Genomic DNA, 20,533 nt, shown 5'->3' on the forward strand with positions numbered 1-20,533 from the left:
GCGCCATGGGCCGGGGTGCATGAGATCTGACAATCAGCTGCCGGCTGGCCAGCGGCCAACGGGGTTGCGTTTGTCGTTCGGCAGCTAGCTAACGTTTCTCACGTCCAATCGCCTTCCATCGGCGCGGCGGCCTATTTGCGCCGCCAGCGGCGCCATCCGATCACGGCCAAACCGATTCCCAGCAACGTGACGGTAGACGGCTCGGGAATGGGGACGCTGGTGGTAGCGAACGTCGATGTGAAGAATGACAAGCCTGGTGTACCAGTAACGGCGTAAGCCAGTACGCTGTCCTGCACGGTGAGTGATGGAAGTGGGCTGCTAAAAACGACGCTGCTATTAGTCTGAGTCGATCCGGGCGCGACGCTGTAGATGTTTAGGATGTCACTCGCGTCAGTTGGCAAAAAACTTTGGGTAACGCTCATAACTCCGGTACCGTCGATCACTGTGGGGATGCCGGCGAGGGCGGCGCTGGAAATTGCTGCGCCCACAGAGATGTCGGCGACCTGATAGCCAATCAGCGCGTCGGATCCGCCGGGGCCGAAGAAGTCTTGAAACGCACCTTGGAACATCAGCCCATTGTTGCCGCTCAGCGACGTGAAGGGCGTGACATTAATCCCCGTCGCATTCGGCATGTCATTTGTTTGTAGGTAGCTGAAGTTGCTGAAGAGCAAATCGCCAACCTGAACCGTCTGGCCCGGAGTCATGAGATCGGACAAGAGCACGGCCCGCGCGGGCGCGGCGCTGGCCATGACGGCCGCCAAGATCATAAGTTGGAAAACTGCGGTGCGGTGGATCTTCATTTTCGTTGTAATTCCCTGATGCAGTGCCATTAAGTTTTGCGTCATGCTGTTTACATTTCGCTCGATTTCCGTGCCGCGAGCGCGATATTCGTTAAACCGGCGCCTGTGTAGACTCGCCGGCTTTGGTTTTTTTGAGGTGATGCCAGGCACAGGCTTTCGCAACAACGAAACTGTGCTGCATGCGGTCAGGCGTAACGCGTACTTAGGCGCAAGCCGAAAACGCAGCTAGTTCGTCGGGAAAGTGGGCCTGATGAGAATCGCGAAAGAATGCCACTGTTAAGCGGCGGGAGCCTTCGGACCGTGGTCCAAGGGCAAGTGCGATTCTCAGCTAGAAAGCATTAGCAATTCACGTCGCGGGTGCGGCAATAGTTCAGACGGGGCAAATACCCCATGCAGATATAATAACCACAGCCCGGACGAGGTGTCGCCTTTTCAGGAAGAAAATGGAAATATTTTTCGCATGGTTGGTCGGTCCTGGCATCATGGCCCCTTTTCCCTAGCCTGGGGGGTGTCGCCAGTCGGCGGGGGTCGTTGATTTGCGGCAAGATACCCCCTGAGGCGTCAGTTTTGCGAGGGTTACAGCCGCTCGGATCGAAATCCTGAATAAAGTTCCTATGCTCAAATAATCGGGGCCGTCGGGCGAATTCCCTACATATTCGGAGAAACCATATGTTGCAGCTCTTCATCAGCAATCCGTGGCTGGCGTTGTGTGTCCTGGTGGCGGTTGTCATCGTGGCCTGCGTGGCAATCGTCTTTATCACGGACTACCTGCGGCAAACGCATCAGGCCGAGATCGATGCCTCGCTCAGGCAAGACATGCTGAACCGGGGCATGTCAGCCGCTGACATCAAGATCGTTCTCGAAGCCCGCAGCGATGACGAGGCCGCGCGCCTAGCATTGGCCGGCAACCAGGGTGTTCGCGTAGGCATGGGCAAATTCCAGGTCGAGGTCGGAGCGATCGACAAATCTGTCACAGGGGCATAAGCCACGTCTCAGCGGTAGGAAACGCAATGAGTACGATTAGCCAGCCTGGCGCAAACAGGATGCCTTCTGGCAAAAAAGGCTATAAGGGCCTGCCATTGGAAGGAATGATGGCCCGCTGGTACGCCAAGATCACGGGTCGAAACCGTGACGAGTTTCGCAAGGCTGCCGAAATGGTGCACGCCCAGGTTCCGCGCGGCGGCAATGTGCTGGAGGTTGCACCGGGCCCGGGCTATCTCGCAATCGACCTGGCCCAGATCGGCGACTGCCATGTTACGGGCTTGGACATCAGCCGATCATTCATCGAGATCGCCACACAGAACGCGAAAGACGCCGGAGCAGAGGTCGTCTTTCATCACGGCGATGCGGCGACCATGCCGCTGGACGATGACGCGTTTGATTTCATCATCTGTCGTGCGGCTTTTAAGAACTTTGCCCAACCCGTCCAGGCCTTGGACGAGATGTATCGCGTTCTCAAGCCGGGCGGCAGGGCGTTGATCGTCGATCTGGCCAAAGATGCATCCATGGCGGATATCAACGTGCATGTGAACGCGATGCAGATCGGGGCATTGAATTCCGCGATTACTCGGTTCGTCTTCCGGCACATGCTGCTTAAGCGTGCCTATCGTCAAGAAGATTTCCAACGCATGGCACGCGAGAGCCGGTTTGGATCGTGTCGAATCTGCGCCGAAGATATCAGCCTGGAAGTCTGGCTAACCAAGCCCGCGACCTGATTACACGTGGTCGATCTCCTGCAACCAATCGCAGGCTGCGATTGCGGCCTGGTCGAGCACAACAGCCTCGTCGAGCGATTTGAGCATCGTGATCTCAGTCGTGCGGGGTTCCAGGCCAAAGAGCCCGTCCGTTAACGGAACTGCAGGCAGCCATCCGCCGGCCCGGGCCAGCCCACGCTGGGCCGCCAATTCGACGACGGCGCGCAACAGTTTTGATCGGTTAGCATCGACCCCGTCGCGCACCGCGTGATCGTCGATCACTACATCTCGGGTCTCGGTTCGCAACCAGACGTAGCCACAGCGATCGCCGGCTGGCGAGACGAACCAAAATCGCTCGGCTTCCGGCAATCGGTCGGCAAGATGCTGCCAGTAGTCTGTCGTGCGCTCGACGGAGAATGCCCTGCGCGCATGATCCGAATTGTAAATCTCGGCAAAAGCTGCAATCTGTGCGGCGAATGTTCCTGTCGTCTCGGCGGGTTGCAGTCGCCAGCCATCGTTACCGACGTGCGGAAGATCGATGCTCGCTGTCGATGCCCAACCGCGATGTGATGGGCAGAGTGTGTAGCCCAACCGCGCATAATAGCGAGGATCGATATCGCAAAACAGCACGCTCAAGCGGGCGCCGTGTTGTCGTTCGAACGGCTCGATCCAGCGAATCATGCGTTGCGCGAACCCTAGGCCACGGATCTCGCGCAGTGTGTGGACCGAGGCGATGCCAATCCCTGGATAGGAGCGGCCATGCCATCGAAAACGCAGGGGATGGCTAGCCAGCGCCGCGACGACGCGCCCATCAAGGCAACCTACGACCCAACGGGCACTTTGATGTAGCGCCGAGCACTCACGGTGCGCCACATGGGCTGCTAAGGGCAGCCCTTGCGACCACACATCGTGGCAGTTCTCATGCGCCGCGCGTCTTTCGTCGTCATTTGCCAGATGAATGTCGAGGAATTGTGTCATCGAGTTCCGATTGTCGTGGGAATTGCGTTGTAATGTCGCGTTTTTCTGGGGATCCGTTTGCAGACGTCCGGAGGTCGGCTAGATTGTGATGCGCATTTCGATGTCGCGGAATCCCCCTGCCACAGGTTGTGGCGCGGTTATCAAGGAGACGCCGGCGTGACGCTTGTGCTCAATCACCGCATTGTGTTAGCCGCGCGGCCTGCCGGCTTTCCCAAGGAGACAGATTTTCGACTTGAGGAGCGACCCATCGAGGAGCCCCGCGAGGGGCAATTCCTGGTCCGCGTGATTTACTTGTCGCTCGATCCCTACATGCGCGGCCGCATGAGCACGGCCAAAAGCTATGCCGCCAATGTCGAAATCGGCGAGGTCATCGTCGGGGGTGCTGTCGGGCGTGTCGAGGCCTCGCGGCATTCAGGGTTTGCCGTAGGGGATATCGTCGTCGGCAATTTCTGCTGGCAAGAATATGCTCTGTCGCGAGGCGAGGGGGTCAGCAAGGTCGACTCGCGGCTCGGTCCAATTTCCACCGCGCTCGGCGTCCTCGGGATGCCCGGCATGACAGCCTACTTTGGTCTATTAGATGTCGGACAGCCCAAACCTGGCGAAACTGTTGTCGTCTCGGCGGCGTCGGGCGCTGTCGGAGCGGTCGTCGGGCAGATCGCCAAGATCGCGGGCTGCCGCGTGGTGGGTATTGTCGGATCGAAGGACAAGGCGGCCTACATTCGCGACGAACTGGGCTTCGACGCCGCCGTCGATTACCGCGCAGTTCCCGATGTTGCGGCCGCGCTGAAGCATGCCTGCCCTCAAGGAATTGACGTCTATTTCGAAAATGTCGGCGGCGAGATTCTGGACGCCGTGCTGCGGCACATTAATACCCGCGCGCGGATTGCCGTCTGCGGAATGATTGCGGAATACAATCTCGAGCAGCCCGCCGTCGGACCGCGGCCAGGCCGGATGTTGCTCGTTAACCGGGCCCGCATGCAAGGTTTTCTGGTGTTCGATTATCGCGATCGTTACCCCGAAGCGACGCGTGCGATCGCCCATTGGATTCGCGAGGGTAAGATCAAATACCGCGAAGACATCGTCGAAGGTCTGGCTAACGCTCCGCAGGCTTTTCTGGGACTGATGCAAGGAAAGAACTTCGGCAAGCTGCTGGTGAAGGTGTCTGATGAAGCGGCATAGATAAAAAGTTTACAACTCGGCGGCGAAGGCAGTGCGGCGTTGTCTATCTCGTGCCCTTTTTTTTCTAGCATCGATTTCGCACCAAGTGCCCAACCCTCTCGCAATAAAAGTCATCATGAAAACCCTCCGCACGCCTGACGAACGATTTGAAAACCTACCGGGTTTTGACTTCGCGCCACATTATGTAGAAGTCAACGGCCTGCGGATGCACTATCTCGACGAAGGAACAGGCGACCCGATCCTCTGCCTTCACGGCGAGCCATCGTGGTGCTATCTGTACCGCAAGATGGTGCCGATTCTGGCGCTCGAACACAGGGTGGTTGCGCCCGACCTGGTGGGCTTTGGTCGCTCTGACAAGCCCGCCGAACGATCGGCATACACCTACGCCATGCACCATGACGCGGTGGTGGGATTCATCGAGGCGCTTGATCTGAGGCGCATCACGCTCGTATGCCAGGATTGGGGAGGATTGCTTGGTCTGCCCATCGCCACCGAAATGCCAGATCGATTTGCGCGGCTTGTGATCATGAACACGGGCCTGCCAACCGGTGATCCGCCGCAGACCGAAGCGGCGAAAAAAAGCGCCGCCGCGTTCGCCGCTTGGCGTGGATTCGCCGAGCGCACGCTAGACCTGCCCATTGGCTTCGTGATCAAGGGGGCGACCAAATCGAACCCCTCTGCCGAGATTCTCGCGGCGTATGAGGCACCCTATCCCGATGCAACGTATAAAGCGGGCGCGGCACAATTCCCGTTGTTGGTACCGGTCGCACCGGGGGACGAGGCCGTACCTGCCATGAAGCGCACGCGCGAGGCGCTTCGTCAGTGGACCAAGCCGGCGCTCGTCATGTTTTCGGACAGCGATCCGATCACGGCTGGCGGCGACGAGTTTTTTCGCCGTACAATTCCCTCGGCCAAAGACGAGCCGGCAGTCACAATCCGCGATGCCGCGCATTTTCTTCAGGAAGATAAAGGCGAAGAGATCGCTGACCACATTCGGCAATTCCTTGCCCGCCGCCCCGTAACAGGCTAGATCTCGTCTCGGGTACACAGCCACGTGACCGTCGGCACGATACGGCGTGCAGCAAGACGGAATTCATCGCTTGCGAGATTCCCACTGGCCGGCAAAGTCTATCTCGTCGCCTTGTCTTGCCCATGCCGGTAAGTGCGCGCCCTGCAATGCTAGCAGTCCCGCGATTTAGTCTGCGGCATTTGGAAAAACTTTGCGGGCACCCGCTCACCGCATGGTCTGGTTTATGGGCTTTGCGCTCATGGAACGGGTTTCGGGCGACGATTCTAAGCAACACCCGCCAACCTCGGTTTGAGGATGGTGGCCGTTAAACTCGTTCGCAATTTACTCAAGTTGTGACCAGCATGACACGATTGCGCCAAAACTGCCTGCCATTGCTGTTGGTGGCGGCCGCCGGGTCGGCGACCCTGGTAGTGGGAATTGCCATGCGCCGTGTCGATGGAACACGGGCGCCGGCGTTCGGCTTGCAAACTGCTCCCGCGTCGAGCGTCGTAACGGACAACGGGCCGCAGTCGCCGCACGTAGGCTCCGCCAAGGCATCGGTATGGCAGCCAGTGGCATGGAACGAAGAGGCGACAGGCAATTCGGTGCGCGTCGCTTCCGTCGAATCAGCCACGCTACCGTCGGCTCAGAATCGGCCCGTCGTGAAAATTGCGCAACGTGCCGTGCGGTCCGTTCCCGCGACAGCGCCGATTGTCATTTCGGGCAGTGCCCAGGACGGCAACTACGGTGCCGAGGCGCTCGCTGCGTCTCCGGCAGCACCCACGGTCCGAGTCGTTACTCAACCAGTGGTTGCGCAACCGGCCGTTGCTGATCCCACGATTGCGCCACCAGCCACCACGGACGCCGTAAACGTTGAGCCTTCTCCTGCACCCGCAACGCCAGTCGTTCGCGCTGTACAACGACAGAAGCTTTCGGACCTTTCCGTTCTCGGATCTGATACCGACGAGGATGCCGCAGGGGATTCGACAGGGGATTCCACCGAACAGGCAGACGAAGGGCAGCCAGCGGTCGACGTAGGCGGGGCGGCTTCTCGGCGCGAAGACGTTGCCGATCTGTCCACGCCCGAGCCGTACGTGAGCATGAACGAGACGGTCGCCGCGCAGCGCGCCCCGGTAAAAAATGACGCGGCTCCGGCGAAATCAAACGAGTTATTCGCGCCTCCCGCATTGCCTCGCGGCTTTGGCATTGGCCTCCCGCGCATCTCGCGCAGCACGGCAAAGAATCCGACGTCGGGCCAGGCGCCTCGCGGTGTCCGTGGCACGCCTAACAACAATCGCCCGCCGGTTGTCAGTGCCGCGCCTGAGTCCACGCGTGACGGTGCGAGTGAGGTGGTGGACACGGATGCCGCGAATATCGATTCAGCAGATCGTTACTCGGCGAATAATGATTCGTCCGTTGTCCCTGACGACACCAGTGTACGGATGGTGCTTCCAAATTCAGGGGGAACACCGATCTCGGCGAACAGCAACTCCGCCCCGAGTGAGCCGACGACGGACCCGATCGTGACTCCTAACTTGCAACAACCGCGATCCGAACAGTTTGTCGCGGAAAGTGCCGCGCCAACGATGGCGTCTGCCGTGACACCGGCGCCGACGATTACGTCGCCCACGGTCAGACCGGCAACACCGATGCCGCAGCGGCCCGTGGCATCGGCACCTGTTTCCGAGCGGGGAATGCGCATGCGACAGGTGCCGCCGCAACCGGTTGCACCGTGGGCCATGCCGCCGACACCTCGTGCCGCAGTCGCGTCACGGGATGCGCAACCGGTGCCTGCACCGGCTGCGAAGCAAGCCCCGCAGGTGGCGGCCAAACCCGCGTCACCACCGCCTCCCGTTCCTGCGGTCGCCGCGCAGCCTGTGCCCGTCGTCGACCCAAAGCCGGTTCCGCCGAGCGTTACCCAGAAGAACGTGATGGTATTGGCACCTCCCGCGGTCGACCCATCGCGCCGCACGATGATGCCGGCTGCCACGCCGCCTGCTCCTGTCCGACAGCAGGTTCAAGCACAGCGGCCGCCAGCGATGCAGCAGCCGGGTTTCGCCCCGGCACCCGTTCCGATGCCGCTGGCAAATGTCCCGCCGGCACGGCCGCCCTATTTGATGGTGGTGGCTCAGCGTGCCCAGGAACACATCGACTACGGGTTCAACCTGGCGGAACGAGGAGCCATTTTCTCGTCCGAGACCGAGTTCAACGAGGCCTTGCTCCTCGTCGCACAAGCCATGGATGCAGCCGAACACACTCACATCCACAGCGACGCCATGCGGACGGCCATGCGGGCCTTTCGTGAGGCCGACGACTTCGTGCCGCGAGATGCGATCGAGCCGAATATTTCACAAATTGTCACTACCCATCAGACTCCGGTGTTGAAGCGGACAGATACGAACCAGATGCCGCTATTGGTGGCGATGCAGGAATATTACACGTACGGACAATATCAGCTGGGGGTCGCCGGAGGGCATGAGCCGACCGCCGCCGCCGCGTTGTACGGGCTGGCTCGGCTGCAATCCGTTCTGGGCACGGGCAACGACATGAAAAAGATGATGTGCGGACCGAAAGCCATTGCCCTGCACCAGGCGGCCCTGGCCATCGATGGGACGAATTACGCCGCTGCTAACGAGCTGGGAGTTTTGTTGGCCCGCTATGGCCAATGGCCCGAAGCACAAGCCGCGTTTTTGCAGAGCGTCTGCGTTTCGCCGCAGCTAGAGAGCTGGCGGAATCTGGCCGTGTCGTATGAATCGCTGGGAGACATGAACGCCGCGAAAAATGCTTGGGGACGATACGAGTTGGCTCGCCAGGCTAAGCAAACCAACACGGTGGGCGGCGGCGACCGGCCGATGGTGAACTTCGTCGATACCGAGACTTTTGTCCGCGCCTCGGGCGGGCCCGAAGCCGGCGACATGTCGGTACCACAACCACGGGCGGCAGAGCAGTCTGTGGCCGGGGCACCGCGCCAGGGTGCGCCGCCGCAAATGCAGCCGCCACAACAGCAGACCCAGCAGCCCGCCGGGCAGCAACCCGTGACCCAGGCCCGGGCCGACGAATATCCGTTGAACTGGCTTAAGACCAAGGTCACCGCCGCATTTTCCAGTAACAGCAACAGCAACAGCAATACGGCGCAACAAACCGGCGGCCAGCAGCTGCAGCGGCGCTAATGTGACGTCTCAGGGACAGCAAGCGTGCAAGGGAACAGAAACGTGACAGGGATTCGGAAAATCGCAGTTTGCCGCGCCGTAATCCAGGCCGGCCGGCTCGTCATGCTGATCCTGGCAAGCGCCAACTGCGCGATTGCCCAACAGCCCGCCTCGGTCCCCGCGCCCAAGCCCGCCGTAAAGGTGGCAGGCCGGATCATGTTTGCCGACGAGACGCCGACGGCGCAGCCGTTCAACAACGCGAATCCCGCGCCCACGGGCGAGCCCGTTGCACCACCAAAGATCGCGCCGTTACCTGAAGACGACGACATGAAAGTCCTCAACAACGGCCCCTACGGCTACGATGCCGCTGCCGGTCAATACGGCGCGGGCGCGGCGCCGGTTGCGGCGTGGCCAAGTGAAAATGATTGTCCCCCGGTGCCCAACTATCGCTGCGGCGTGAAGTGCCAACCGGGTGGCGAGTGCTACGAATTGAATTGGAAGGCCATGCGGCCGATTCCCTGGCAAATTTTTGCCCAAGGTGAATACATTGGCCCCCATCGTCTGCGGCACGTGCCGGAATACCGACTTCGCGTCGATGATCACATCCTATTGCTATTCCGCCTGACGACGGTGCCGACAGAGCAGGCTTATGAATTGACCGTGGGGGACGTGCTGCAGGTCGAATCGCTCACCAATGCCGATTTGGACCGCAGCGTCATCATTCAGCCGGACGGCACCATTACGCTGCGGTTGCTGGGGCAGGTGCGCGTGGCTGGTCGGACGATCGACGATGTGCGGAAGGACTTAGAGGATCAATACCAGCGATTCGTCCGCGAGCCATCGATTACGGTAACGCCGACCAAGCTCAACTCGAAGCTGGAAGAATTGCGTGCCACGATCGACGCCCGCCAAGGCTTTGGCGGTCAACAACGCGAAGTGCGGGTCACGCCTGAAGGGACGATTCAACTGCCCGGCATCGGCTCTGTGCCAGCCCAGGGATTGACGCTCTCGGAACTGAAGCGCGAGATCGACACTCGCTACAAGGTGTTAGTCAACGGGTTTGACGTGACGCCGCTGTTGAATAGCCGTGCGCCGCGCTATATCTACGTAGTGGGCGAGGTAACTCAACCGGGCCGGTACGAGCTGGTTGCTCCGACGACCGCGATGCAGTCGATCGCACTGGCCGGCGGCTGGAAGCTGGGCGGTAACCTGGCCCACGTGGTCGTTTTTCGCCGCGACGATTGCTGGCAACTGATGGCCACGGTGCTCGAGATACACTTGCCTTTGTTCGGCAAGAAGCCCTGCCCCGCAGACGAAATCTGGTTACGCGACTCCGACATCATCGTCGTGCCGAAACGGCCCATCAAGGTCGTCGACGACGCCATCGAACTGGTCTTCACCCGCGGCCTCTACGGCGTGATTCCGTTCCAGTACACCGTCTTCCAGGGTCTGACAAACGTCGGTGGCGTGTCGGGGGCCCACTAACGCGCCTAGCAGGCGGTTTCATCAGCGAGGGACCGGCAGCTTCGACGTATTGCGGCCCTACGCCGGCTTGCATTCTTTGAACATCGCTTGACGCGGCTGGCCGATTTCCATTCGTGGCTCCGCATTCTTGCACCGGTGCCCGGCCGCAGGCTGGTTCATTCTCGCCGCGTTGCGCTGTAAGATAGCAACCGCTTTCCCGGCAGACGGTCCGGCCTGGCTGGCCGACACAGTGCCCGGGAGAGTGACCCTCGCGATCAACTTTGCCCTTCTTCGAACGGACAACTTGGAATGAACACAGATCAATTGTTATTCGTGCCAGATTTACAGCAGACTTCGACAGTAGGGCAGAGGGGGGCAACTCTGGCTTGCCTTCGCGCCTGCTTTGCCGGTTTGGCCGCGGTTGCGATCATGCTCGGCCTTTCGGCCGGCCAATCCGCGCAGGCAAAGGACAAGAAAATCGTCCTCGTCGCCGGCACACCCAGCCACGGACGCGGTGATCACGAGTTCAATGCCGGCGTACAACTGCTGAAGCAGTGCTTGGATCAGGTGCCGGGAATTCACTGCGACGCGTATCTGAACGGCTGGCCCAAAGAGCCCAAGGTGCTCGACGACGCCGATGCCGTCATGCTCTATATGGATGGCGGGTCCGGCCATCCTTTGATTCGTGAGGCGAACCTGGCGCAGATGCGGGCTTTGGTCGCGCGCGGCGTCGGCCTGGTGTGCGTGCATTACGCCGTCGAAGTGCCCAAAGACCGCGGCGGTCCGGAACTGATCGATTGGATCGGCGGCTACTACGAGACCGGCTATTCGATCAACCCGCACTGGGTGGCGCAAATCAAGAGCCTGCCGGAACATCCCATCACGCGCGGAGTGAAGCCCTTCTCGATTCGCGACGAATGGTACTTCAACATGCGGTTCCGTCCTGAGATGGAGGGGGTCATTCCCATCGTCAGTGCCACGCCGCCTGACGGCGTGCGCGGAACTCCGGCCGCCAAGGAGCATCCGGGGCGTGAGGAGGTCCTGGCATGGGCCGTCGAGCGTCCTGACGGCGGCCGCGGTTTCGGGTTCACCGGTGGTCACTTTCACATCAATTGGGGTGACGACTATTTCCGCAAGCTCATTCTCAACGCGCTCGTATGGGCGGCCCACGGCGACGTACCAGCCGACGGTGTCCCCTCGATGGTGGCGCGCGAGGATCTGAAGAAGAATCTCGATCCGAAGGGAAAGAAATAGCGGACGTAGGGTAAAGAACACCAGCAGTTCTAGCCATCTCACGCTAACCGCTCCTTGCGCATTGCAAAGGGCTACGCATGCAGCGCGTCAAGCCAGCGAGAAGACTTGCACTTTTTGCCGTAGTAGTCGTGCTGATGGCGGATGCGGTGGTGACCATCCTCCTGGATGGCCGTTTGCCGGAGGCCATTCAGTGGGCATTTCAGGCCGCTGTTCTATTGCTACTAACGGCCTATTTACTGCTGTACGTGCGCGAACGACGTTCGCCGCGACTGCAATTTGGTACGGCTTCGATCTTCGCATTCGTGACGCTTGCTGCGTTCGATGCTTGGGCTTGGCGCTTGGGTTTGGGGGCTCCTTTTACAACGATGCTTGTCGCCGGCCTTCTGCTGTACTGGCGGGTTTGGATTCGTCGCTACGAGCCCCTGGGCTGGCTCAGCGTGATCATCATGTGCGGACTGACGTTCCTGTTCCTGCTGTCTAGCATGTTTGTTACAGCGTACTTGCTTGACCTGCCTAAATCCGAAAAAGCTGCGGTCGATTCTCAACCGGCTGTTTCGTCCATCTTGATTGTCGGTGCTTTGCATCTCGCTCCGGCAACCGTTGGCACGCTGGGCACCCTGCCGTTATGCTAGGGAGGCCTGCCTGCTCCGCCCGTGTTCCCGCCTTTGCCTGGAGTTTTGACGCGTGCAGCGCCACCTACTTTTCCTGATGCTCTTGTTCATGCCTGCACCGTCTTGGGCGGGCGAATCGTGGCCGCAATTTCGTGGGCCGGACGGGCAAGGGCATGCGGATGCTGTCGGTTTGCCGGTGACCTGGAGCGACGACGAGAACGTCACCTGGAAGACGGCCATTGCCGGACGCGGATGGTCTTCTCCTGTAGTCGACGGGGATCGCATCTGGCTCACCACAGCACTCGACGACGGTCGTTCGCTGCACGCCCTTTGCATCGACCGCGCGTCGGGCCGCATCGTGCATGACGAGCATGTGTTCAACATCGACGAGCCGGCAAAGATTAACGCCAAGAACAGCTATGCCTCGCCCACGCCGGTCATCGAAGGCGACCGCGTGTGGGTTCACTTTGGGACATATGGAACCGCCTGCCTTGATAGCCGTAGCGGTAAGATCCTGTGGACCAATAACGAATTGAAGTTGGACCACAAGGAAGGTCCCGGCAGTTCCCCGATTCTGGTGGGCAATCTGCTTGTCGTAAATTGCGACGGCATGGATGTGCAATATGTTGTCGCTCTGGATAAACGCACAGGAAGCATCGTTTGGAAAGCCGAACGATCGGGGCGCAAGAATGCCGATCCCGACCTGCGAAAGGCCTATTCCACTCCGCTCGCGATCGATGTCGCCGGGCGCAAGCAAATCGTCAGCGTCGGTGCGGATCGGGCCAGTGCCTACGACGCCGCGACCGGTGCCGAGTTGTGGTACGTCGATTTCGAGGGCTTTTCCAACGTGCCGCGCCCACTGTTCGCAGGCGGCCTCGTGATTCTGGACACGGGTTATATGAAGCCGCAACTGTGGGCCATACGGCCGGACGGCGCGGGGGACGTCACCGAGTCGCACATCGTTTGGCGCGTGAAGAACCAGGTGCCAGCGAACCCTTCGCCTGTTGTCGTCGACCAGAATCTGTATATGGTAAGCGATCAAGGAGTGCTCACGTGTCTGGAAGTGCAGACGGGCAAGGAACGCTTCAAGTCGCGCTTGGGAGGCAACTTCTCGGCCAGCCCGATCTCGGCGGCTGGCAATGTCTATTTTTTTTCCGAGGAAGGCGAGACGACGGTCACCGAGGCCAGCGCCGAGCTGAAAGAAGTCGCCCGCAACCGGCTCCCGGGGCGAATCATGGCTTCGCCCGCCGTGGCGGGTCGCGCGATCTATCTACGGACCGACACGCACCTCTACCGTATCGAGCAGTCGGCAGCCGACGTGTCGGGGGCCGCTCCGTAGTAGCGTTCAACCGCTACGCAGCGCCTCCACGAAACGACGCCGCGATGGCAGGAAATTCTGCCGCGAGCGCGGCACGCCAATCAGGAAGCCTCAGGCCGAATTGCTCGAAGGCCCGGGTTCCGTCCAGTCGAGAATTATGGGGCCGCTGCGCGGGCGTGGGATAATCGGCGGTTGCGATCGGCAGCACACGCTCGATTTTGAGCGGCACGTTGTGAATTCGCGCCTGTCGAAAAATCTCTTCAGCAAATTCGTGCCAGTTGGTCTCGCCGGCGCAAGGAACGTGGTACGTTCCGCCTCGCTCGCGAAAGGCGTCCGCCGGTGAACCAGCACCGTGTTGGAGAGCGCTTTGCTTGAGGATGTGCGCTGTAGCCGAAGCGACAAGTGAGGCGGGCGTCGGTGCGCCGCACTGATCCGCGACCACTCGCAGTTCTGTCCTGTCGGCTGCCAGCTTTAGCATTGTTTTGACGAAGTTCTGGCCATGCGCGGCGTAGATCCAGGAAACGCGCAAGATTACGTGCGCAGCGCCCGCAGCCCGCACCGCGGCTTCGCCGGCGAGTTTTGTGCGTCCGTAAGCACCCAGAGGGTGCGGCGTGTCATTTTCTCGCCAGGGGCGCGTACCACTGCCGTCGAAGACATAGTCAGTCGAATAATGCACCAGCGCGCAACCCAGCTGCCGTGCCTCATCGGCCAATATTCCGGGCACAATCGCGTTGATTATCGTGGCCAGTTCGGTTTCGGTCTCGGCGCGGTCCACGGCGGTGTAAGCCGCCGCGTTGACGATCACCGTGGGACTGACCTCGCGCACCGTGGCGCGGACGGCCTCTAGATCGGTAACATCCAACGCTCGGCAAGGCGTGACGCCGCGCGTAAGCTCGGGCGCCCGAGCCGTGGCAATAACGCTGCCCAAAGGCGCGAGCGCGGCCAGCAACTCGCGGCCGACTTGGCCTGTCGACCCGATGATGAGGATTCGCTGCGACATTGGATTAGCGGACATGGCTACGATGCACTCTCGCCAGCGTTGCGTTCATGCCGATCGGAAAAGGGTATTTGTCGCAAACCGCGTTACGCGCCGTCCAGGCCAAATTGCGACGCATCGACGTGCCGGCCCCCTTGCCAGCACCGAGGAATATGCCATACTCGGCCGCGCGCCATAAATCGTGATGAAAGGATAGCGAAAATGCATGCAGCCGAACGACCGCTAGTGGCCATTGTGATGGGGAGTAAATCCGATTGGGAATTGATGCGGCATGCGGACGAGACATTGAACACGTTTGACGTGGCACACGAAAGCCGCGTACTCTCGGCGCACCGCACACCCGACGAATTGCGGAGCTACATCGCCGACGCTGAATCACGCGGCGTGGAAGTTTGGATCGCCGCGGCCGGCGGAGCGGCCCATTTGGCGGGGGTTGTGGCGGCGCACACAGTGCGGCCGGTGCTCGGCGTGCCCATCCCCAGCACGTCGCTCAATGGGCTCGATTCGCTGTTGGCCATCGTGCAGATGCCGGCCGGCATTCCCGTTGGCACATTGGCGATTGGCAAGCCCGGCGTCACGAACGCGGCCTTGCTGTCCGTCAGCATCCTGGCCACGAGCCGGCCTCCTTTGGTCGAAAAGCTTCGCAAGTTTCGCGCCGACCAGGCCAAGAAAGTGTTGAGCGAAACGCTGCCGTAGAGGTTACCGCGGCAACCTTTGAACAAATCCTGCAGCGCAGGATTTACCACGCGTTAAGCAAGTTCTGCAGGCGCGCCGCGGCGCGTAGGTACTTGACGACACGCGGTCCGACGCGGATCAGAAATCCCTGATATGCCGACTGCACAATCCAGCGATTCGTCTCGCCCGAGGTATCCGCAGGTAGGATCGCTCCGCCGCTTTGCAGGGAGTGCTTGAACCCGCCGGAAGCGTGGACCCATCCCACGCCTGGCAAGCGGAGCGCTTGCAGCCGTCGCGCCGACTTTCGGCTTGGCGGATCGGTGAACCATCTTCCGCGCTTGTTCCACCATGCTCCCAGGCTTGCGCGCACCGGCGCCCGCGAATCCAGATAGATTTCCAGCGCGTAGGGAAGCGTGACGCCGTTCCGAAAGGGAAGCGTCAGGACGAACTGAAAATCGCAGGCCGTCGCACGTGCTCGCAACCATTGATTGGCGTCGTAGCTCCAACGAATCGTGAGCAGATCTCTGAGGGGCGACGCATCTTTGTTGGAAACAAGGTCCAGAGAGAGCGCGGATGCGCCCGCTTTTTTCAGCTCCCTGGCAACCGGTTTGAATGCGCGATTGATGCGCCCTATGTAATGCGTCTTGCGAAATGGTTGCAAGTCGGCATGCAGCATTCTGGTCGCCCCCTGCGCGCACCATCCGCTAATTAGGAATCGTTTCGCCAAGGATCGTAATCGGTCTCGTGGCGATTGAGCTGCCGCACCACGGCTTCCCACTGAAACGGATAGCGCATGGGCTGCGTCAATACCGAGCGGCTTTGCCGGGCAACCTCGGGCGGCACGACCTGTAGCGGACGTCCGGTAGCCATGGCCCGCAAGTTCACCGCGCAGGTCCGCTCCATGTCAATCATGTCCAACAAAGCCTGCTCGACTGATCCGCCCGTGGTCAGCAGTCCATGGTTGGCCAGGATCAATGCCCGTTTGTCTCCCAACGCCGACACGATGTCCTGCGATTGCCGCTCGTCCAACACGATGCCTGTGTACTCGACGTACACGGCGTGATCCTCGAAAAACGAGCAGCCGGTCTGATCCAGTGGGTCGAGCAGAATCGCCAGTGCGCTATACGCCGAACCTGCCGGCGGATGCGTGTGGACGGCGCAATGCACATCGGGTCGGGCGTGATGAATCGCGGCGTGGATGCAAAACCCCGCCTGATTGATCATCGGCCAGCCGTCGATGATCTCGCCCTTGTCATTCACCAGTACCAGGTTCTCGGCTGTAACTTCGCTGAATAGTTTGCCGAACGGATTAACCCAAAAGTAATCCGGTGCTCCGGGTACGCGTAGACTGATATGGCCAGCCAGCCCGTCGTCCAATCCTAGTCGCGCCAGAATGCGATACGCGGCGGCCAGCTTCACACGTTGCTGCCGAGCTTCCGGCGTATTGGCGATCTCGAGGATTCGTTCCTTTTCGGCACCGTCGCTAATGGTCTTATTGCGAACGATCGTGGTAGGATCCGTGTTGATCATAGAATGTCTCCCTGTGCGTGCATGAGTCAGCTTTGCCACTCGGGTCGGCGTTTTTCCAGGAACGCGGCAATTCCTTCTTTGGCATCCGGCATTTGCGCGTTTTCGACCATCGCACGCTCGGCTACTTCATACGCTTGCGGTCGATCCAGCGGCAACTGTTCATAGAACGCCCGCTTGCCCAGTGCCAACGTCGCGCCGCTCGCGGACACAATCTGCCTGGCCAGTGCGTTGGTCGTTTCCTCAAGTTGATCCGCCGGCACGACGCGATTCACGAGCCCGATCCGCGCGGCCTCGGCGGCGGTAATAGGCGCCCCTGTGAGCAGCATCTCGACGGCCTTCTTTGTCGCCACGGCTCTCGCCAAGGCGACCGCAGGGGTGGAGCAGAACAGGCCGATCTTCACGCCCGGAGTGGCGAACGTCGCTTCCTCGGCCGCGACGACCAAATCGCAGGTGGCGGCCAATTGGCAGCCCGCCGCGGTGGCGATTCCTTGTACCTGTGCAATCACCGGCTGCGGTAAAAGCCGGATCGCTTCCATGACTTCCGTGCAGAGAGCGAAAAGCGACACAGCCTCGGCCTCGTCCGCGGTAGCGATCTCGCGTAGATCGTGGCCCGAGCTGAATACCGGTCCTTCAGCCTGCAACACCACGCATTTGATCGTGCGGTCGGATCCGATCGTACGCAGTTGATCGCGCAGTTGTCGAAGCAATTTGCGACCCAGCGCGTTGCGGCGTGCTGGATTGGCAAGCGTTAGGATCGCGATCTGATCTTTACGGTCGCACTTGACGAGTGGCGACTCGCTGACGGCAGCCGCTGCGACCGACACGGTATCAGAAGATGTCGTGGAAGATTGCTTTTCCATCGTTCGGTCTTCCTCCCTGGCCGCTCTGTTGCCAGTGGCCACGGCATCCGGCCCGACGTCAATGAACATCTTTCAACTCGCGCTAAAAGCGCGGGCCGTTTTGGCCGCTTTTCGAGGTGGTGCCGAAGTGCTCTTGGCGCAGTAGTCGTCAAATCCAAGTCGCGTGAGCTGTTCGTCCAGTATCGTGGCTTGCTCGGGCGATAATGGCCGTAGCGGCGGACGCACTGGTCCACATTCGACTCCTAGCCGCGACATCACACTCTTGCCGGCCGCCATGAAGGCGGGTCCGAAGCGAAGCAACGCTCTCACCAATTCGACGGCCCTCATCTGCTCGCGCCGGGCCGTGGCCATGTCACCCGTATCGAAGGCGTGAATAACGCGGTGATAAAGCGGCGCCATGAAATTGTACGTACTACCGACCGCCCCACGCACGCCCAAGGACAGGGCTGCCAAGAGGATTTCGTCCTTGCCAAACAGAATCTCGAACCGCCCATCGTCGAGCGCCACGCAAGCCGCCAGATCGACGAGATCGTCGTGACTGTATTTCAACCCTACCAAATTCGGAATCTGTCGGCCGGCGACCTGCATGAAATGCGCCATCGACATGTTCACGCCGGTCATGCCAGGGATGTGATAGTAGTAAAATGGCAGGTCCGGCGCTGCCGCGGCGATCGGGACGCAGAAATCTGCGAGCATTTCGGCGTCGGCCGGCTTGGCGAAGCAAGGGGCCATCGCCGCAATCGCTGACGCGCCATGTGCCGCGGCATGCTCGGCCAGCGCGATGCAGTCACGTTGGCACGTGTGACCGACGTGAACGATCACGGCAAATCGCCCCGCGACGGCCTTGATCCAGGTTTCGGTCAGCAGGCGTCGCTCGTCCATCGTGAGCGACATGCTTTCCCCCGTCGTACCGCATATGAACGCGCCGGCGAGTCCGTTGTGCGCGAACAGGTCGGCCTGTTCGGTAATCACGTTGAGGGCCAACTCGCCATTACGCCCAAACGGCGTATACGGTGCGGCAATCAGACGAACGGGTGATGGTTTCATAGCGTGGCTTACAGGTGGGAAATGAAGATTGGGGACATTGGAACGATGAGCTGCATTGCGCGAGACAATGGCTTGGCCATGTCCAGCGACTCGTCATTCGTCATGGTATTTGCGATTGGCATCTTTCGTGCGTCGAGTCTAACCGGCCGCTAGCAGCTTCGCGAGGGCCTCGAGGCCGGTCATGCCCGGCTGAATACCTAATTTGCGTGCTGGCTCGCTGACCTCCACGATCTTGGCCTCGTAAAGGTCTTCTGGCTCGCACAAAGGCTTGGCCGGAGTGCCCCGAGCGATGGCTACGACCATGCCGAATTCGCCGGCAATGTCGACGTCGTAAATGCCACAGCCGACCATTCCACGGCTCGTATGGATGGCACAATATTGGCCGCCCGGCCAGCGAAAGCTGGTCCCCAGGACCGCGCCATGGGGCGTCTGGAGCGTGTCGTTACGTGCCGTTGGCAACGTGGTTGTGGTCATGTGAATTAGTTCCTATTTCAATATACCCCCGGAAGACGTCTCGGACCGTCGACATTAGTCTTGGTAGCCGCGCCGACCAGCGGCTGCAAGCCGCACGACTAGAAAACAGACCCAACCTGGTGGAAACAGAAAGGCTGGCAATGGCTGGCCGCCACGCCCCGCGTGATCGATCTCGCGGTCTGGCGAAGATCTACTGGCCGGCGCCCGAAGAAGGCGAGAAGAGTTTGACGGCAGGCGTCCCGTGGATGAAAATGTCGCTTTGCCGCTAAATCCTGTCACGGATTGCCATAGCGACCCCAAAGTAGTGGGGCCATTGGACCGTGATACCCACCTTCCGCGCCCCGCAGGAGTAACTACCGTGAAACGATTGGTCCTCATTCCCTTGCTTTGCGCATTGCCGGTACTTCTTTCTGTTTCCGCCCGCGCTGCCGACGATGCTGCCGGCGCCACCGCGGTTACGGATGCACCCGCGAAGAAGGAAAGCCCTTACGTCCAGCACCAGGACGTGGTCTTCGGTGACATCGACGGCGTGGGCTTGTTGATGGATATCTTCACACCCACGGGCAAGGCCAACGGTTTAGGCATTGTCGACGTCGCCAGCGGTGCATGGTTTTCCGATCGCGGCAAGATCAATGACCATAAACGTGCCCGCATGTTCGATACGTTCTGCGGCCGCGGTTACACCGTGTTCGCAGTGCGGCCAGGCTCGCGCAATCGTTTCACGGCGCTCGAGATGCTGGACAACTTGAACCAAGGCATCCGCTGGGTCAAAGCCCATGCCGAAGAGTACAAGATCGATCCCGACTGTCTGGGCCTGACGGGCGCATCTGCCGGGGGCCATTTGGCTTGTCTCTGTGCGGCCACGGCCGCTGACGGAAACCCGGACGACCGCGATCCGCTGAAGCGTCCCAGCACGCGAGTGAAAGCCGTGTCGGTGTTCTTCCCGCCGACCGACTTCACCAATTGGGGAAAGCAAAAGGTCAGCCCAGACAATCCCGGCGGAACGTCGCGGATGATCGGCAACCTGTTGTTCACCGGCGGGATCACGACGCAGAAGAACGAAGAAGTCTACGAACAGATCAAGAAAATTTCGCCGGCCTTGAACGTATCGAGCCGGTTTCCGCCGCTCTTGGTATATCACGGCGACGCTGATCCGCTGGTTCCCTTACAGCAGTCCGAAGTACTGATCGAGGCTCTGAAGAAGGAAGGTGTTGCGGCCGAACTGATCGTCAAGCCCGGAGGCGGACATCCGTGGCCCACGATTCATGAAGAGGTCAAGGAAGTCGCCGACTGGTTCGACACGCACCTGCCGAAGTAGGCAAACCCGGCACATTGCCCGCGCGCCATAGTCGTGTATTTACGCGCGCCCAGGTTTTGGCGTTTGGCCGTCCAGGCCAGCAGGCAAATACCGGCAAGCATGTTGCACTGTGCGGGCGTGTAAACTTCCAGTGACTAAGTCAGAAGCTTCAAAGACTCTGGCCGCGTCTGCGGCAG

General features: G+C 60.5%; 19 protein-coding genes. 11 read left to right on the top strand and 8 right to left on the bottom strand.

Annotated features, from left to right (window positions below):
• Positions 1-131 precede the first annotated feature (131 nt).
• Complete coding sequence (locus tag VGG64_05870; protein ID HEY1599108.1) at positions 132-800, bottom strand: PEP-CTERM sorting domain-containing protein; 669 nt, start codon at positions 798-800, stop codon at positions 132-134.
• A gap of 669 nt (positions 801-1,469) precedes the next feature.
• Here VGG64_05870 and VGG64_05875 point away from each other — a divergent pair.
• Both VGG64_05875 and VGG64_05880 read left to right on the top strand, forming a co-directional pair.
• Positions 1,470-1,784: a hypothetical protein gene (locus VGG64_05875; GenBank protein ID HEY1599109.1), complete on the top strand. Its 315-nt coding sequence runs from the start codon at positions 1,470-1,472 to the stop codon at positions 1,782-1,784.
• A 26-nt stretch (positions 1,785-1,810) separates the two neighbouring features.
• A complete protein-coding gene (locus tag VGG64_05880; GenBank protein ID HEY1599110.1) occupies positions 1,811-2,515 on the top strand; it encodes a methyltransferase domain-containing protein in 705 nt (234 codons plus the stop codon).
• On the opposite strand, the gene VGG64_05885 is transcribed toward VGG64_05880, so the two are convergent.
• Positions 2,516-3,472, bottom strand: a complete 957-nt coding sequence (locus tag VGG64_05885; GenBank protein ID HEY1599111.1) for a GNAT family N-acetyltransferase — start codon at positions 3,470-3,472, stop codon at positions 2,516-2,518.
• 156 nt (positions 3,473-3,628) lie between these two features.
• Between VGG64_05885 and VGG64_05890 the strand changes: the two genes are divergently transcribed.
• From VGG64_05890 to VGG64_05920, 7 genes are all read left to right on the top strand, one after another.
• Positions 3,629-4,651 (top strand): NADP-dependent oxidoreductase, encoded by a 1,023-nt coding sequence (locus VGG64_05890; GenBank protein HEY1599112.1) that lies wholly within the window; start codon positions 3,629-3,631, stop codon positions 4,649-4,651.
• 115 nt (positions 4,652-4,766) lie between these two features.
• Positions 4,767-5,681, top strand: coding sequence for a haloalkane dehalogenase (locus VGG64_05895; protein HEY1599113.1), 915 nt, complete (start codon positions 4,767-4,769; stop codon positions 5,679-5,681).
• Between the two features lie 341 nt (positions 5,682-6,022).
• Complete coding sequence (locus tag VGG64_05900) at positions 6,023-8,830, top strand: hypothetical protein (GenBank protein ID HEY1599114.1); 2,808 nt, start codon at positions 6,023-6,025, stop codon at positions 8,828-8,830.
• A 42-nt stretch (positions 8,831-8,872) separates the two neighbouring features.
• Positions 8,873-10,294: a polysaccharide biosynthesis/export family protein gene (locus tag VGG64_05905; protein ID HEY1599115.1), complete on the top strand. Its 1,422-nt coding sequence runs from the start codon at positions 8,873-8,875 to the stop codon at positions 10,292-10,294.
• A 288-nt stretch (positions 10,295-10,582) separates the two neighbouring features.
• Positions 10,583-11,527 carry a ThuA domain-containing protein gene (locus tag VGG64_05910; protein ID HEY1599116.1) on the top strand — a complete coding sequence of 315 codons (945 nt, stop codon included), beginning with the start codon at positions 10,583-10,585 and terminating at the stop codon, positions 11,525-11,527.
• Between the two features lie 77 nt (positions 11,528-11,604).
• Positions 11,605-12,159, top strand: coding sequence for a hypothetical protein (locus tag VGG64_05915; GenBank protein ID HEY1599117.1), 555 nt, complete (start codon positions 11,605-11,607; stop codon positions 12,157-12,159).
• Positions 12,160-12,211: 52 nt separating this feature from the next.
• Positions 12,212-13,477 (top strand): PQQ-binding-like beta-propeller repeat protein, encoded by a 1,266-nt coding sequence (locus VGG64_05920; protein ID HEY1599118.1) that lies wholly within the window; start codon positions 12,212-12,214, stop codon positions 13,475-13,477.
• Between the two features lie 13 nt (positions 13,478-13,490).
• On the opposite strand, the gene rfbD is transcribed toward VGG64_05920, so the two are convergent.
• The gene (rfbD, locus tag VGG64_05925; GenBank protein HEY1599119.1) at positions 13,491-14,471 is read right to left on the bottom strand and encodes a dTDP-4-dehydrorhamnose reductase; all 981 of its coding nucleotides are present in this window, start codon (positions 14,469-14,471) and stop codon (positions 13,491-13,493) included.
• 183 nt (positions 14,472-14,654) lie between these two features.
• Here rfbD and purE point away from each other — a divergent pair, with 183 nt between their 5' ends.
• Complete coding sequence (gene purE, locus VGG64_05930; protein ID HEY1599120.1) at positions 14,655-15,149, top strand: 5-(carboxyamino)imidazole ribonucleotide mutase; 495 nt, start codon at positions 14,655-14,657, stop codon at positions 15,147-15,149.
• A 43-nt stretch (positions 15,150-15,192) separates the two neighbouring features.
• Here the strand turns inward: purE and VGG64_05935 are convergent, their stop codons facing one another.
• The 5 genes from VGG64_05935 to VGG64_05955 all read right to left on the bottom strand — a co-directional run bounded on the left by VGG64_05935 (position 15,193) and on the right by VGG64_05955 (position 19,039).
• Positions 15,193-15,804 carry a hypothetical protein gene (locus VGG64_05935; protein ID HEY1599121.1) on the bottom strand — a complete coding sequence of 204 codons (612 nt, stop codon included), beginning with the start codon at positions 15,802-15,804 and terminating at the stop codon, positions 15,193-15,195.
• 32 nt (positions 15,805-15,836) lie between these two features.
• Positions 15,837-16,658, bottom strand: coding sequence for a class II aldolase/adducin family protein (locus tag VGG64_05940; GenBank protein ID HEY1599122.1), 822 nt, complete (start codon positions 16,656-16,658; stop codon positions 15,837-15,839).
• Between the two features lie 26 nt (positions 16,659-16,684).
• A complete protein-coding gene (locus tag VGG64_05945; protein HEY1599123.1) occupies positions 16,685-17,518 on the bottom strand; it encodes an enoyl-CoA hydratase in 834 nt (277 codons plus the stop codon).
• A 72-nt stretch (positions 17,519-17,590) separates the two neighbouring features.
• On the bottom strand, positions 17,591-18,565 hold the full coding sequence (locus VGG64_05950; protein ID HEY1599124.1) for a dihydrodipicolinate synthase family protein: 975 nt from the start codon (positions 18,563-18,565) through the stop codon (positions 17,591-17,593).
• Between the two features lie 138 nt (positions 18,566-18,703).
• Positions 18,704-19,039, bottom strand: a complete 336-nt coding sequence (locus VGG64_05955; GenBank protein ID HEY1599125.1) for a DUF1805 domain-containing protein — start codon at positions 19,037-19,039, stop codon at positions 18,704-18,706.
• A 358-nt stretch (positions 19,040-19,397) separates the two neighbouring features.
• Between VGG64_05955 and VGG64_05960 the strand changes: the two genes are divergently transcribed.
• The gene (locus VGG64_05960; GenBank protein ID HEY1599126.1) at positions 19,398-20,357 is read left to right on the top strand and encodes an alpha/beta hydrolase; all 960 of its coding nucleotides are present in this window, start codon (positions 19,398-19,400) and stop codon (positions 20,355-20,357) included.
• Positions 20,358-20,533: the final 176 nt, after the last annotated feature.

The organism is Pirellulales bacterium (genome assembly GCA_036490175.1).
Lineage (GTDB): Bacteria > Planctomycetota > Planctomycetia > Pirellulales > JACPPG01 > JACPPG01.